Below are 14,923 nucleotides of genomic sequence, written 5' to 3'. Positions count from 1 at the left end.
TTCGCGCACCCGTCCTCACAGCCCACGTGCGCTCAACCGTCGCAGCGGCACCGGTTCGAGCACCGCGCGCTCCTGGCCGAACGGGTCGGTGCTCACCTCACACACGGTGTTCCAGACCATCGTCGGCCGGTCCCCCACCTGGTACGCCGGCCAGTGCGGAAGACCCGGGTGGTTGGGATCGCCACTTCGCGCGAACGCCAGCAGCGCTCCACTCATCCTGTCCGCGAGCTGGTAGCGTTCCGGCGCGTTTCCTGTGATGGGGGCGGCGTCGACGGTGCGGAACCAGAACGGGGCGTCGAGGATGTGCGTGGACCCGTACTTGCCGCCCTCGATAGGGCTCTCCCAGGTGAACAGATAGCAGTAGACCGGTGCGGTACCGGTAGCGAGATGGCTCTCGGCCAGTCGCAGGGACGGAATACGCGTGCAGTCCGACCAGATGGCCAGGAGCAGCTCGCCGGGCGTCGCCAGCGGCCGTCCGCGCGAGAATGTCTCGAACACCGGCTCGGCATGGTCGCCGAGCATCGCGCCGAGGATCTCGCGCACTCCGACTTCGTTGAGCTGGTGGGCGAGATCGGCGGCGAGCAGCGTCATCTCATCCTTGGCACTTCCGATCAGCAGCGGGACGTCGGCTGCGGCTCCGTGCGCGGCAGCTTCAATCGGGCTCTCTAGCAGGTGGCATCCGTCGATCACCGGGCCGAAGCGGAAGGTGCCGCCCATGGTGAAGGGACCCCGGGACGCGCCTGCCATGAGGTGAGCCCGGATAAGCCGACCCGGGCTCATCTGGTAGAGCGCGGAGAGGTTGTCCGGCTCGACCCCGAGTTCCTTGAGCACTGCCTGGGCGGTCTCAGTCGCCTGCCCGGCGGGTACGCCTTGCGCCCCACCGGCGCTCACCGACACAGCCCGGTGGAAGAGCCCGGTCGCCTCAGGCATCGCCATCAGCGTGATGACCGCCCCGCCGCCAGCGGACTCGCCGAGCAGGGTCACGTTGTCCGGATCGCCACCGAAGGCGGCGATGTTCTCCCGGATCCACCGAAGCGCGGCGATGATATCGAGCACGCCAACGTTGCCAGAGTGCGCGAACTCGTCACCGCCCAGTTCTGCGAGGTGCAGGAAACCGAGGACGCCCAGCCGGTAGGTGAGAGAGACCACTACGGCATCGCCGGCGCGGGCCAGAGCGCTCCCGTCATACATGTTCCAGGCGGTCCAGCCGAATTGGAAGGCGCCGGCGTGCACATGCACGATGACGGGGCGATTGGCGGGCCCGACCACGCCCGGGGTCCAGACGTTAAGGGTCAGGCAGTCCTCGCTCTGCGGGTGGTGGATCGGTGCGTCGAAGAGCGCTACCAGCACAGGTGCGTCGTCTGGTCGCAGGGCTGTGGGCGCCTGCGGGCAAGCCGGGCCGTACTCCTGACAGTCGCGTACGCCGGTCCAGGTGGGTGCGGGAGACGGCGGTTGGAACCGCGCCCGACCTCCGGTCGGGCCGCCGAAAGGTACGCCCTTGAAGGCGTGCACGTCACCGTCGAAGGTGCCGCGCACTTGGCCGTTCGCCGTCGCAACCGTGGTCATTCGCATCCTCCAGTCGTCGTGGCACGCCACGCCTGTCCCCGGCCGTTGCCGTGTAGGGGCGTTCCGGTGTCCAGTCGCTCGGCGAGCGGAGCGAGGCTGGCATCATCGAGATAGCTCAACAGCCAGTACGCCCAACGCTCCAAGCCGAAGGCGACGCAGGCGGTGTGTGCCGGCGAGCCGTCGGCCGCCTGAATGTCGAAGGCCTCGCTGAAGTGCCTCCGATGCAGGTTGACGGAGGCGATGGCGAGTTCGCTGCCGTCCGGCAGCAGACCGACCACCTCGAACTTGGTGTCCCCCGCGATCTGGAAGATCGTGGGTCCCGCGCCCTGCGCGATGAAGAACGGGTCGTTGGCCCGGACAACCGCCGCCGGCAGCCCGCTGAGCCGTACCGTTTCGATGAGGTGGTCCACCGCCTCATCGGCGAACGCCTTCGCCATGTCCCCTGGGCCGACGAAGACGAACTCACGCATGGTGAACGACCACATCCGTCGCCCCACCATGAAGCCGGACGGCTCATTTCGGGCGCAGGTGGTCTTGACCGTGTACCGCACAGCCTCGCTCTGGCGGGTGCCGGCCAGATAGGCGTACACGTTGTGGCAGGCCGCCGAGGTCACGGCGACCGGGCAGGACGCGAAACGTGTCTCGTCGGCGGCAGCGGCTATGCCGACCGCGTTGAACTCTTCCAACGCCTCCAGCTGCGGCGTCACCAGTGAGCAGGCGGTGAGATGGTGCGGGAATGAGCGCAGGTAGCCGGCGCGCTCCAGCGTCTCCAGTGCGATCATTCCGGGTACCGACAACGCTTGTCCGGCCCACCACGGACGGCTGGTGGTCCAGTTGTCGACCGCGATCATTGCTGCGGCGGCGGCCGGTGAGCCGACCACCAGCCCCGGACCCACCTCGCGGAAGGCCGCCTCGGGGTTGGTCACCACGCCGGTCGGGGCCCCGCCACGGTACAGGTCCGCGGAATGCCGGTCGGGTATGCGGCGGGCCTGATCGTGGACGCGGTCGAGACGCGCCGTCACGACGGCCCATTCCTGACTACTGTCCGGCTGCTCGATGGTGACCGTCGGTACGCCGTCATGGAACACGCACCGAAATACCGCCCGTGGGCCCACGCAGTACGGCAATGCGTCTTCGAATCGCCGCCGTGCCGATGCGCCCAGGGCCGCCGTCCCTGACCAGTGCATGGTGGCCACAGTCGATGGCTTGATCAACACTTCTCCTCCTCGGGGCGGTTCGCGTTGACCTCAGCCGGCGGGCCATGCCCGGCTGCCGGCTTCAGCCGCACCCGCAGATGCGCGGGACGTCGAAGCACCCATCCCGCTGGTTCCGGCACGGGCGACACCGCCCGAGCGCTTGGGAACCGTTCCGTCAGTGCCTTGACCAGCTCGACGATCTCAGCCTCACCGACGAGGCCACCCACGCAGCCGTGCCGTCCGTAACCGAAACTGAGCGCGCGATGCATCCCTGCCCTACCAGGCAACCAGCTGTCTGGGTCGGCGAACACGGAGTCGTCGCGGTTGGCGCTGGCCAGGCAGACCTGGACCGCGGTTCCCGGGGCGAGCGGTACGCCGGCAAGTTCCGTCTCCTCGCGAACGAACCGGGGGAGGAAGTGCACCGGCGGTTGGTAGCGCAGCGACTCCGCCACCACAGCCTCCGTCGCAAGTGCTCCGGCCGCCACCTGCGCATAGCGGTCCGGCTGGTTGAGTAGGCAGCTCAGAACCGCTCCGGCGCCACAGATCGTGGTCACCGTGCCCACGACGAACAGCATCACGACGTTGTTCTGGGCCTCGCGCCGGGACAGCTCGCCCTGCCGATAAGCCGACAGCAGCGCGCCACCGAGCGGTGCGTTGTTGTCGGCCGCCGCGAGGAATTGGTCGTCGATGAAGGCCGCGAGCCGTTCCCGCTGCACCAGCGCGTTACCCAGTGAGGCACCGTCTTCGTCGAGGTAGGCCGCGATGGGACGGCTCGTGGCCGCCAACCACGCGGCATGCGACGACGGCAGTCCGAGCAGCTCACACAGCACGAGCATCGGCAGAACCTCGGTCACCTGGGACACCAGGTCGACCGGCTGGTCCGTGGGCAGCCCGTCGAGGAGGCGTTCGACGATGGTTCGCAGACGCGGCCGGTTCGCTCGGACGCTGCTCATGCCCATCGCGGGTTGCATGAGATGCCGCAACCGCCGATGCTCGGGATCCTCCAGGTCCAGGATCGTGGGACCGACAGAGCGCCGGGTCGCGCGGAAGTGGTGAGCCGCCGTGAACGCCCGAGAGCTCAATACGGACCGGACCGCTGCGTGTGAGAACGCCAGGTAAGAGTTAAGGTGTGGTATCCAGGCGACCGGTTGCTCAACCCGGAATCGGTGATACGCCTGCCACGGTCGGATACGCAGGTCTGAATGCCGGGGCCCGAATGACGCCTTGGCGTCCTCAAGCGACAGTCCCTCGGGCATGTCGGTCCTACTTGGCGCCGAAGGCGACATCGTAGATTCCCTCGAGCGTGAACAGCCGCGTGATGTCGGAATTCAAGATGTCGATCTCCCGACCCGACAGCTGCTCCACGAAGTTCACAAGCTCGAGCATGGAGTAGGAGGTAACAAGCCCGAGATCGAAGAGGTTCTCGTTGGCCGGAACTTCAGCCATCGGTGCCGGCTCACCGCTGTCTGGCCGGTTAGCCAGGACGAACTCAGACGTGTTTCGATAAAAGGCAGCCTTGTCCACCGTTCCCCCGTTATCGATGCAGGCAACTCCCTCTGCCAGACACTACCGTCAACATCGACTGGTCGGTAGCCCGTTCCACTCCCGCATGCTGAGCGATCAGTCAGGACTCGAAACATTGGCAGCATGTAGGATCCCCGCCGGGTCGAACTCGGCCAAGAACTCGGCCAACGCCCGGTCCAATCGAACCGAAGCAGCGGCGTAAGCGGCCGGAGAGCTGCCGATGACCGCCACTCCCACCCGAGACCGGCGGAGCATCTCGGTGTCGTTGTCGCCGTCGCCAAATGCGATTGCTCGGTCCAGGCCCCGTTCCCCGAAGCGGGCTTGGAGGTGGGCCGTGAGAGCCTGCGCCTTGCAGGTGTCATCTGGATGTATGACCACGGCCCGGAACGCCTCGACCGAGTGGGCTGCACAGTGCAGTCCTGCAAGCGTGTCCTCGACCGTCCCGTCAGTGGTTTGTGGCCACCCACCAAGCAGGAAGATGCGCGTGGCGTCTAGCGCGGGCGCCTCTCGAGAGAGCACCCGTATGGTTTGTCGAGGCAACTCGTACGCGACCGCGAAGGCTAGCGCTGCCCGCCGGCTGTACGCGAGGTATCTGCCCTCGCGCTCGACCACCAGGTCTTCAAGGCCAGCGGTTCGCAACCGGTGCACTGCATCAGCGGGGACGCTCCGCCGGTACTGCACCAGCCCGGTCGAGCGATGGAGCAGTACGTCCCCGTTGTGCAGCAGCATCTGGTCGTCGAAGAGCGACAGCAGCTCGTCGATAGTGGCCAACGCTCGCAGCCCGGGCACGGACCGTCCGGTCACCAGGACCGGTAACAGGCCCCGCTGGCGGACACCCGCGAGGGCGGCGAGGGTACCCTCGTGCGGGCGTCCGCGCCCATCGAGCAGGGTCCCGTCGAGGTCGAACACCGCGTATCGGAGCCGCATACTCAGATCCCAGAGTATCCCGGCGGCGGCTGAAAACTGCCCAGCTCGTCGGCGAGCATCTCGACCATTCGCAGTGGGGTGTGGTCTTCGAGGTACGGCCCGATCGCCTGCAGGCCGATCGGCAAGCCCGCACGGCTGATCGCCGCCGTGAACACGGTCGCCGGTTGACCGCCAAGGCTGGCCAAGGCCGGAAAGACCGTCTCCACCGCGGCGTCGACCGTCCGGCCGTTGACCGTGAGATCACGCTCCCCGACCGGGCGCTCGTCGTGCGGAAAGGCGTTGACGCAGTGCGCGGGTGTCAGGAGTACGTCCCAGTGTCGGAAGAAGTGCCGGAAGGACTGCCGAATCGTCTCCCGGTCGTCGCACCACTTGATGTACACCGAGGCCGGCGCCAGAAGCGCTTCGGCCTGGGCGGCGGCTTCGTCCGTGCCCCGGTCGCGGAGCCGGGCTGCGGCCTCGACCCGCTCCTCCGTGCTGCCGTGGGCGGTGATGGCATAAAGGATCTTGAGGAACGTCAGGTGGTGCTCACGGAGATCTCCGACACCCTCGGGCTGTGCCATCGCGACCACCGCACCCAACCGGGACAGCGTCCTCGCCAGGTTCTCGATCGCGGCCTGGATATCGTGGTCGACCTCCAACCAGCCTGGCGTGGGCAGAATTGCCACTCGGAACGCGCGCAACTCATCGTGACGTGGCGACGGCAGGGCGATTCGCCATGCCACATCCTCCCCGATCTCCGGGCCGGCCAGTATGTCAACTACCCGGCGCAGGTCGGTGGCCGAGCGCGCGATCGGGCCTTGGACGTCCATGCAGGTAGCCGTGTTGGGCAGCAGGGAGCCCGGCACGTGTCCGGCGCGCGGCACCGCTGTCTCGCTCGGTTTGTGGCCGTAGACGCCACAGAACGCGGCCGGCTGACGGATCGATCCGGCGAGGTCGCTGCCGATGTCGAGCGGAGTCATGCCGGCGGCCACCGCGGCCGCGGAGCCGCCGCTCGATCCACCCGGCGTGCGGTCGAGGCTCCATGGGTTGTTGGTGCGGCCGAACAACGCATTCCATGACTGAGTGTCCCCTGCGTACGGTGCCGTGTTCGTCTTGCCCAACACCACCATGCCGGCCGCCTTCAGGCTGGCCACCACCGGGGAGTCCGTGGCGGCGATCGCCGTCGCTCGCTTCGGCAGCCCGGAGGTGGTTGGCAGGCCTGCGACGTGCATGCAGTCCTTGATCGTTACGGGTACGCCGAGGAATGGGCGTTGGTCTCCCCGCGCGCGTGCGGCGTCGGCGTCGGCCGCGTGTCGGGTGGCACGCGCGAAGTCCCGGACGACAACGGCGTTGATCGCCTCGTCGTATCGCCGCACTCGCGCGATATGCATCTCAACCAGTTCACGTGCGGAAACGGTGCCGCGGCGGAGCGCGTCGGCCATGTTCGTGGCGGACGCGAACGGGTCAACCGACACGGTGATGCCCGAAGCGACCGAACGGACGGCGATGTCCCACCATGATCGACGGCCGCTACCGATCAGCCGACGACATCGACGGTCCCGGCCGTGCCGTCGACGACGACGGTGGCACCGTCCGGGATGGCCTGAGTGCCGATCCGGGTTCCCACAACGCAGGGGATCCCCAGCTCGCGGGCGAGAATCGCGGGATGTGAGGCCAGCCCGCCGAGGTCGGTCACCAGCGCCGCCGCGTGTTCGATGAGATCGGCGAACGAGAGCGGATCGGTGATAACGGCGACGAGGATGTCCCCGGGGTCCAGCGCGGAGCCCTGCCGAGATGAAGCCATCACCCGGGCACGACCAGTTGCGACGCCGGGGCTCGCCGGCGTGCCGGTAATGCTCGCGGACGACGAGGGTCTCGATCCCATGCGCTGCCCCTCCATGACTCTTTGGCTGACGAAGGGTAGCGGGTATTTGGGTCTTGCCGCTGCCCCGACGACACTGGCAGCATCAGCTCGCCTGGATGCCCCGATGACCACGAAGGGGTCGACATCGGCAGCCGCGAGCCACGTCAACCGAAACGCCTGCTGGGTCGGGCGATAATTACGCGAGGTGCGATGACTGACAGCAGCGGAATGTCGGCGGCGAAGCGGGCACTTCTGGCCCAGTGGCGCGAGGGCAGGGTGCCGACGACACCGACCGGCATCACCGCCGGCCCGCCCGCGAGCCGTGCCCGGGCGTCGATGCAGCAGAAGGAGCTGTGGGACCTCCATCGGCGCAACACCGACACCAGCAGCTCGAACATCTCGTTCGCCGCGCTGATCGATGCCGAGGTCGACGCCGGAGCGCTTGCGGGGGCGGTCGACCTGCTCGCTCGTCGGCACGAGACGTTGCGCACCACGCTCTCCGTCGACCGGGTCGTCTGGCAGGATATCCACGATGAGCCGCTGCTCCGCCTGGAGACGATCGATCTGACTGACGTGCCGCCGGATGCGGCGCAGGCCAGGGCGATCGAGCTAGCCAACGAGCTCGCCGCGCAGCCGTTCGACATCACCACGCCGCCCCTGGCCCGAGCGGTGCTCTATCGACTGGGACCGGGCCAGTCCCTGCTGGCCGTGGTGGCCAGCCACGTGGTCGCCGACGGTTGGTCACTCGCTATCGCGATGCAGGAGACGACGCGGCTCTACGACAGCCTGATCGAGGGCGCCACTCCGGACCTGCCCCCGCTGCCGGCTCAGTACCGCGACTATGCCGCCTGGCAGTGGCGTTGGATGGACAGCCCTGCCGCCCGGGAGCACGCCCGGTACTGGGAGAAGCGGCTCCGCCCGATCTCGGCCACCCGGCTGCCCGTGGACCGGCCACGAGGCGACGCACCTGACCTGCGCGCCGGCACTGTGCGGATCGAGCTGACCAGCGAGCTCTCCGCCGCCGCGCGACGCCTCGCGCAAGCGGAGCAGGCCTCCCTGTTCACGGTGCTACTGACGGCGTTCATGATGCTCTTGCGCGAGCGTACGGGTGACCCGCTGGTCAGCGTCGCAGCGCCGATGGCGAGCCGGCCGGACCCGCTGACCCACCCGATGATCGGCTTTTTTGCCAGCGTCGTTCCGCTGTGCACCACCATCAACGGTGACGAGACTTTCCGTACGGTGCTGTCCCGGGTGCGGACGGTTGCCAACGAGGCGCAGGCACATCAGGACTTCGCGCTGCCGATGTATCTCAACCTGGTGGAGCCCGACCGCGACTTCGTGAGCAGTCCGATGTACACGGCCAACTTCGTCCTACAGCCGCCGATGCAGCCGTTCAAACTGGCCGGCACCCATCTCGAGTCGGTCACCCTGGACCGTGCGGAGATGCTCAGCAGTTTCGCCATTCACCTGTGGAACTCCGAGCCGCGAATTCACGGCACCGTCTGCTATGCCAGGAGCGCCTTTCTCGAGTCCACGATTGGCGCCATAGTCGCCCGCTACCTCACCATTCTCGAACGGGTCACGGACGATCCGGACACCCGGGTGGACGCGGTCTAGCTGACGTGCAGCCCGCAGGTTTGTGGTGATGGCTGTCATCCATAGCCATCTGTGTAGATAGTAGCGAGCAGTTCGCACGGCGGCGCTGCCGCCCAGTGACTGCCGGCAAAACGGGGGTGGGCTTTAGTATGTCAACAGTAGACTCGTCCAGCAGTTCATCCGATCCCGTCGATGCCGAGCCGGATGTTGCCATCATCGGGCTTGGCTACGTCGGACTCACGCTCGCGGCAGCCCTGGCGAGCACCGGCCTGACGGTGCTCGGGGTAGAGCACGATCCCGTCGCCGCTGCGGCGATACGGGCCGGAGGGTCGCCGTTCTACGAGGTCGGGCTGGTTGAGACACTCGCCTCCCTGCCACCGGGGCGGATCCGCCTGGACACCTCGATGCCCGACCGCCTACCGCCGGCCGTAGTGATCTGCGTGGGCACCCCGGTGGACTCGTGGAATCACGAACCCGACCTGACCGCCTTCGACCAGGTGGTTGTAGCCGTCGCCGAGCGAGTGTCGGCGGAGACGCTGGTGGTGGTGCGCAGCACTGTTCCGGTAGGGACCACGCAGCAGCGGGTACTACCCCAGTTGGCCGCGCGGGTTGCCACACCGCTGCTGGCGTTCTGCCCCGAACGGATCATCCAGGGTCAGGCGCTGAACGAGCTACGCCAACTCCCCCAGGTCATTGGAGCACTGAATGCCGCGTCCGCCGAGGCCGCCGAGCGGCTGTTCGGCCACTTGGTCGACCGCCTGATCACCGTCTCCTCACCGGCTGCCGCGGAGTTGGTGAAGCTCGTCAACAACGCGCACACCGACATCATCTACGGCTTCGGCAACGAGGTAGCCCAGATCGCCGAGGTGTTGCGGCTGGACGCCGAGGAGGTGATCCACGCTGCCAACCTCGACTACCCGCGGCCCGACATCTCGCGGCCGGGGTTCGTCGGCGGTAGTTGCCTCACGAAGGATCCCTACCTGCTCCTTCATTCGGTCGCCCCCACCGGGCTGCGACCCGCTCTCGTCGCCAGCGCGCGGGCGGTCAACGAGTCCGTGCCGGCACAGGTGGTCGACCGCGTGCTGACCGAGATCAAGTCGGCCGGGCACACCCCGTCGACCGCCAAGGTCCTGGTCTGCGGCATCGCTTACAAAGGGCGCCCGGTGACAGACGACGTACGTGGCTCGGCGGCGTCCGCGATGGTCGGGCTCCTGGCCGACAGAGTGGGGTCGGTGCTTGGGCAGGACTTCCTGGTCAGCGACGACCGCATCGCGGCGCTCGGTTACCAGCCGACATCGTTGCTCGAAGGGCTGCGCGACGCGACGGCAGTGCTGTTCCTCGTCGACCATCCGGACTACGCGACCCTCGAACCGGACACCGTCGCGGCGGCGATGCGGTCCCCGGCGATCGTTTTCGACATGTGGGGGGTGTTGAGCCCGGCGTTCGACAACATGAGCCAACTACGTTATCTGCGGTGGGGTCGTGGCTGAGCGGGCGCTGGTCACTGGCGGGGCCGGCTTCGTCGGTCTGCATCTCTGTCGCCGGCTACTCGCCGAAGGCTTCGACGTGGTGGTCGTCGACAACCTTTCCCGGCACGGCCGCGATCGCGAATTGGACGAGCTGTTGCCGCACGTCCAGCTCGTCGATCACGACCTGAGCCGGGGGATGCCGGCGTCGGTGCCCGGGCGGTGTTCGGTGGTCTTCCACCTCGCGGCCTGGGTAGGTGTAGATCGTGTCACTGCGGCGCCCTACCGAGTGCTACGGGACAACATTGCCAGCACGGGTGCGGTGCTCGACTGGTGCACCGACCACACCGTGGAGACCGTTTTCCTCAGCTCCACCAGCGAGCTCGGTGACGGCGCGACCGAGCTTGGTCTGGCTGGTCTGCCCACGCCTGAGACCGCACCGTTCGCCGTACGGGCGCCGCACGCTGCGCGAGCCAGCTACGCACTGAGCAAGCTGGTCGCCGAAGCGCTACTGCTGCACCACGGCGGGCGGCGCGTGCGGATCGGCCGCTACTACAACGTCTACGGGCCCCGCATGGGCTACAACCATGTCATCCCGCAATTCATCGCCCGGGTGCTCGACGGAGTCGATCCGTTCCCGGTCTACGGCGGCGCCAACACGCGATCCTTCTGTTACGTCGCCGACGCGCTGGAGGCCACCATGCGGCTGGTCCGCCTGCCACAGGAGCAGCCAATCATCGCCAACATCGGGGATGACACCGCCGAGCTGGCCATGACGTCGCTCGCCGAGAAGCTCTTCGAGGTCGCTGGGGTGTCACCGGGACTCGACGTACGGCGGGCGCCAGCCGGCTCCCCGCAGCGGCGTGTCCCCGACCTATCCAATCTCCAGATGCTCACTGGTTACCAACCTGAGGTGAGCCTGTCCGAAGGGCTCGCCACCACCTTCCGATGGTATGCCGAACGGCACCGCGAGCCGTCTACGGCTCGAACCACAGTTTCCGAGGAGAGAAGATGAGTAGTGGCGTGCGGAGATTGGCGGGTCGCGTAGCCGAACGCTACCGCGTCTGGCGTCAGCTCGCCGGGTTGCTCCCCCGCTCGGGTTGGCCCGTCCTCATCCCTGGCATCGCGATCGCCGTTGCTCGTGGCCTGCTGCCAATCGTCTCTATCCTCGCGATGGGTGAGGCGATCCAGACAATCACTGGCCCGTCCGGCTCCGGAGAAGCTGCCGCGGCCATTCGAGACGCCGGCGCGGTACTGGTGCTGGCGTTCGCTGCGTTCGCCCTGCAGCAGATCCTCTCGCCCTTCCAGGCGGCGACCGACCACCTCATCGCCCGACGGGTCGATGGCAGCCTGATCAGGGACCTGATGAGTCGGGCCATCCGGGCACCATTCGAGCGGGTGGAGCAACAGGAGTCGATCAGCGCCCTCACCAACGCTACCGTCAACTTCCTCTACATCGGCCTGACGCCGGGGCCTGGTGCCGCCGCGATGCTGCCCCTGTTCTCACGCTACTTGGAACTCGCTGCCGCGCTGACGGCCATCGGCGTCCTGATCTCCTGGCCGGTCGCGGTCCTGCTGGGCATCACCGCGCTGGCCATCCGATACGGGCGACGCGGCACGCTGGACCGCTTCTCGCGCCTGTGGAACAGCCTCAGCGACCAACGGCAGCGCATCTTCTACCTGCAGACCATCGGCACCGACACGCCGTACGCCAACGAGATGCGCGCTCTGCGCCTCGCCCCCTGGTTGACCGAGCGTCACTGGCAGGACTCCGAGGCGCATATGAAGCCGCTGTGGTCCGGCAGACGGTCCATGTACCTGCCCACCTTCATCCGCTTCTCCCTGCTGGGATACCTGGTCGCAGCTTTGGCCTTCATCGCAATCGCGACCCAGACTCAAGGTCAGACACGGGTCCTCGGGCTGGCGGTCGCCATCCAGGCGGTACTGGTGCCGCTCCGGTTCGGAAGTGGATTCCCGGAAGTCGATACTGCGACGCAGTACGCCCTGCATGCACAGCGTGAGCTCCAAGACATCGAACGGAGTCTGGCCGACGTCAGGGCTGCCTCGTCTCGCCGCACACTCGCACCGATCGCCGGCCCGCCGACCGTGCGGTTCGCCGACGTGACATTCGAGTATCCGGGCGGGCAGGAGCCGGTCCTGCGCGGGCTCGACCTGACGCTGCCGGCTGGCCGGTCCACCGCGATCGTCGGGATAAACGGTGCCGGAAAGACCACCCTGGTGAAACTGCTCGGTGCGCTGTACAACCCGACCAAGGGCCAGATCCTCGTGGAAAATCAGGACCTCCACGACCTCGATCCCAATAGCTGGCGCCGGCACGTGGCCGTGATCCTCCAGGACTACGTCCAGTACGAGAGCACCTTGCGAGACAACGTGGTGCTCGGCGCACCGAGCCAGCCGGTAGACGAGGACGCTCTCATGGATGCGATCCACCGCGCCGGAGCCGACGACGTGCTCGAGCTGCTACCAAACGGGCTGTCGACCATCCTGTCGCCCTCCTACGACGGAGGGGTCGGGCTGTCCGGCGGCCAGTGGCAGCGGGTGGCTCTGGCCCGCGCCTTGTACGCGGTGAACCTGGGTGCCCGACTGCTGGTCCTCGACGAGCCGACCGCCCAGCTCGATGTCCGCTCGGAGGCGGCCTTCTTCGACCGTTTCATGGAACTGACCAGCGGTCTCACCACGGTGGTGATCTCGCACCGATTCTCCACGGTCCGGCGTGCCGACGCCATCGCGGTGCTGGCTGACGGCGGGGTCGCCGAGTACGGGCGGCACGACGAGCTCATGGAAAGGAACGGCACCTATGCGAAGATGTTCCGCCTGCAGGCCGACCGATTCGTCGACGAGGTACAGGCCGGGGCCAGCCTGGGTGATGAGCGGGCGGGTCAGCCATGACGTTCACTAGCGTACGAACCCTGCTCGTCCTCACCGCGCAGCTCGACCGCACCCGGTTCATCAAGGCCGCGCTGCTGTTGCTGGCGCGGTACCTGGCCGCTCCCCTCATCGCGGTCGGTCTGGCGACTTTCGTCGACGCGACACTGGCCGAGAACGTCGGCCGGGCAGCGGTGACCGGCGCGCTGCTGGCCGCGTTCATCATCATCGACTTGACCTTCGAGCGCTTCGCGCACCTGTACTACTTCGAGCTCGGCGAGTTGACGCAGGCCACCTTGAACGCTCGGCTGTTCCAGGCCGCGAACGAGGACACCCCTGCGGAGCGACGCGAACAGCCCGACTACGCCGACAGGTTGCAGCTCGCCCGCGAGGGCCTCGAGCAGACGATCAACGCACTGCACTCCGTGCTGCAGTTCTGCGGCCTGACCATCCAGCTCGCCATCACCACATGGCTGCTGGCGGCGCAACAACCACTGCTGATTCTGCTACCGGCTCTGACGCTGTCTCTGATCGGCGCGGGGCATCTCGCGCACCGGATCGAGAAGCAGGCACAGGAACGCGCCGCCCAGCACGCGCGGCAATACAACCATCTCGTGGAGCTGGCGACGTTCTCCTCCACCACGCTGATGGAACTGCAGATGCTCGGGTTGGAGGAGGCGGTCGTCGGGCGCAAGCGCCAGGCGTGGGAGCGGGCCACGGCAATCACCGGGCGAGGTCGCATCTACTCCGCTCTGGTCCAGTCGGCCGGTCAACTGGTATTCGTCAGCGGTTACGCCGGAGCTCTGTTCCTGATCGTTCGGGACGTGGCCGGTGGGCGCGCCTCCGTGGGCGGCCTCATCCTCGTGTTGACCCTTGCGCTCCAGCTCAGCGTGCAGGTGACCGCCTTCGCCGCACTCTTCGGCTCATTGCAACGCTTCGGTGTCACGATCGACCACATGCAGTGGCTGAGCCGTCCCAGCAAGCCACAGGCCGGCGCGGTCGCGGCGTCCGACAGCGGCACACCGGACGGTCCCCGCGCCGGACCGGCGGTAATCGCGCAAGAGCCGGACATGGGTGCCGCCGACCCGGACCCCGCGGCGCGGCCAGGGATCCGGCTAGAGCAGGTCGGGTTTCGGTACGCGGGCCGCGACCGGCCCGCGCTTGAGGAGGTGACGCTCGAGATCCCGGCCGGGTCGGTCGTCGCCCTGGTGGGTGAGAACGGTGCCGGGAAGACCACGCTCGTGAAGCTGCTCTGCGGGGTTTACACGCCGACGAGCGGTCGTATCGTCTACCCGGACCAGCGCGTCGTCGACCAGACGACGGGCACCGGTGCCACCCGTGATCGGGTCGCCTGCATGTTCCAGGATTTCGCGCGGATCCAGTTGAGCGTGCTCGACTCGGTGGGGGTGGGCAGCATCGAGCGGCGCAGCCGAGCCGCCGTCGAGACAGCGCTGTCCAGCGCGGGCGTAACCGAACTGGTCGACCGTCTACCCGACGGAGTGGACACGATCCTCGGTCAGCGCTACGAGCCCGGGCACGAGCTATCCGGCGGGCAGTGGCAGAAGGTGGCACTTGCCCGCACCCTGATGCGCCCGGAAGCCGAACTCACGGTGCTCGACGAGCCGGCTGCGGCACTGGATGCGGCCAGTGAACACGCGTTGTTCGAGCGGTTCGCCGCAACGGCACGGGAGACGCGGGCGCGGCTCGGAATCACCCTGTTCGTCTCACACCGCTTCTCGACGGTGCGGATGGCCGACTTCATCGTCGTCCTGCAGGGCGGGCGCGTGATCCAGTGTGGCTCGCACTCAGAGCTGATGGCGATCGGAGGACTGTATGCGGACCTCTATCGGCTCCAGGCAAGCGCCTATCAGTAGTCCGTCCCGGCATACCCAACGTCACGTTTTAACCGATTCGCACCA

At 67.4% G+C, this 14,923-nt stretch carries 12 protein-coding genes; 5 read left to right on the top strand and 7 right to left on the bottom strand.

The genetic code is table 11. The features are described 5' to 3' along the window. Positions 1-15: 15 nt before the first annotated feature. From AB0J36_RS06840 to AB0J36_RS06810, 7 genes are all read right to left on the bottom strand, one after another. Positions 16-1,566, bottom strand: coding sequence for a carboxylesterase family protein (locus tag AB0J36_RS06840; RefSeq protein ID WP_363660210.1), 1,551 nt, complete (start codon positions 1,564-1,566; stop codon positions 16-18). Then, positions 1,563-2,654 (bottom strand): hypothetical protein, encoded by a 1,092-nt coding sequence (locus AB0J36_RS06835; RefSeq protein ID WP_363660209.1) that lies wholly within the window; start codon positions 2,652-2,654, stop codon positions 1,563-1,565. The genes AB0J36_RS06840 and AB0J36_RS06835 overlap by 4 nt, the downstream gene beginning before the upstream one ends. A gap of 122 nt (positions 2,655-2,776) precedes the next feature. After that, positions 2,777-4,018: a cytochrome P450 gene (locus AB0J36_RS06830; protein WP_363660208.1), complete on the bottom strand. Its 1,242-nt coding sequence runs from the start codon at positions 4,016-4,018 to the stop codon at positions 2,777-2,779. 7 nt (positions 4,019-4,025) lie between these two features. Then, positions 4,026-4,286: a hypothetical protein gene (locus AB0J36_RS06825; RefSeq protein WP_363660207.1), complete on the bottom strand. Its 261-nt coding sequence runs from the start codon at positions 4,284-4,286 to the stop codon at positions 4,026-4,028. 96 nt (positions 4,287-4,382) lie between these two features. Beyond that, positions 4,383-5,213, bottom strand: coding sequence for an HAD family hydrolase (locus AB0J36_RS06820; RefSeq protein WP_363660206.1), 831 nt, complete (start codon positions 5,211-5,213; stop codon positions 4,383-4,385). 2 nt (positions 5,214-5,215) lie between these two features. Beyond that, entirely contained in the window at positions 5,216-6,634 is a 1,419-nt protein-coding gene (locus tag AB0J36_RS06815) for an amidase family protein (RefSeq protein WP_363660205.1), read from the bottom strand. Positions 6,635-6,729: 95 nt separating this feature from the next. Next, the gene (locus AB0J36_RS06810) at positions 6,730-7,092 is read right to left on the bottom strand and encodes a PEP-utilizing enzyme (RefSeq protein WP_363660204.1); all 363 of its coding nucleotides are present in this window, start codon (positions 7,090-7,092) and stop codon (positions 6,730-6,732) included. A gap of 174 nt (positions 7,093-7,266) precedes the next feature. Between AB0J36_RS06810 and AB0J36_RS06805 the strand changes: the two genes are divergently transcribed. The 5 genes from AB0J36_RS06805 to AB0J36_RS06785 all read left to right on the top strand — a co-directional run bounded on the left by AB0J36_RS06805 (position 7,267) and on the right by AB0J36_RS06785 (position 14,878). Continuing rightward, a complete protein-coding gene (locus AB0J36_RS06805; RefSeq protein ID WP_363660203.1) occupies positions 7,267-8,673 on the top strand; it encodes a condensation domain-containing protein in 1,407 nt (468 codons plus the stop codon). A 95-nt stretch (positions 8,674-8,768) separates the two neighbouring features. Next, positions 8,769-10,142, top strand: coding sequence for a nucleotide sugar dehydrogenase (locus AB0J36_RS06800; RefSeq protein ID WP_363660202.1), 1,374 nt, complete (start codon positions 8,769-8,771; stop codon positions 10,140-10,142). After that, positions 10,135-11,133 carry an NAD-dependent epimerase/dehydratase family protein gene (locus AB0J36_RS06795; protein ID WP_363660201.1) on the top strand — a complete coding sequence of 333 codons (999 nt, stop codon included), beginning with the start codon at positions 10,135-10,137 and terminating at the stop codon, positions 11,131-11,133. The genes AB0J36_RS06800 and AB0J36_RS06795 overlap by 8 nt, the downstream gene beginning before the upstream one ends. Continuing rightward, on the top strand, positions 11,130-13,028 hold the full coding sequence (locus tag AB0J36_RS06790; protein WP_363660200.1) for an ABC transporter ATP-binding protein: 1,899 nt from the start codon (positions 11,130-11,132) through the stop codon (positions 13,026-13,028). Before AB0J36_RS06795 ends, AB0J36_RS06790 begins: the two co-directional genes overlap by 4 nt. Beyond that, positions 13,025-14,878, top strand: coding sequence for an ABC transporter ATP-binding protein (locus AB0J36_RS06785; RefSeq protein ID WP_363660199.1), 1,854 nt, complete (start codon positions 13,025-13,027; stop codon positions 14,876-14,878). The genes AB0J36_RS06790 and AB0J36_RS06785 overlap by 4 nt, the downstream gene beginning before the upstream one ends. The last annotated feature ends 45 nt before the right edge of the window (positions 14,879-14,923 follow it).

Origin of the sequence: Micromonospora sp. NPDC049662 (genome assembly GCF_040675055.1) — a bacterium.
Taxonomy (GTDB): Bacteria; Actinomycetota; Actinomycetes; order Mycobacteriales; family Micromonosporaceae; genus Micromonospora.
This window is presented reverse-complemented; position numbering and strand designations above follow the sequence as displayed.

Coding starts and splice junctions, on each gene's coding strand:
- AB0J36_RS06810 (WP_363660204.1), bottom strand. CDS start 7,092: ATGGAGGGGCAGCGCATGGGATCGAGACCCTCGTCGTCCGCGAGCATT.
- AB0J36_RS06830 (WP_363660208.1), bottom strand. CDS start 4,018: ATGCCCGAGGGACTGTCGCTTGAGGACGCCAAGGCGTCATTCGGGCCC.
- AB0J36_RS06790 (WP_363660200.1), top strand. CDS start 11,130: ATGAGTAGTGGCGTGCGGAGATTGGCGGGTCGCGTAGCCGAACGCTAC.
- AB0J36_RS06815 (WP_363660205.1), bottom strand. CDS start 6,634: ATGGCCGACGCGCTCCGCCGCGGCACCGTTTCCGCACGTGAACTGGTT.
- AB0J36_RS06785 (WP_363660199.1), top strand. CDS start 13,025: ATGACGTTCACTAGCGTACGAACCCTGCTCGTCCTCACCGCGCAGCTC.
- AB0J36_RS06805 (WP_363660203.1), top strand. CDS start 7,267: ATGACTGACAGCAGCGGAATGTCGGCGGCGAAGCGGGCACTTCTGGCC.
- AB0J36_RS06840 (WP_363660210.1), bottom strand. CDS start 1,566: ATGACCACGGTTGCGACGGCGAACGGCCAAGTGCGCGGCACCTTCGAC.
- AB0J36_RS06820 (WP_363660206.1), bottom strand. CDS start 5,213: ATGCGGCTCCGATACGCGGTGTTCGACCTCGACGGGACCCTGCTCGAT.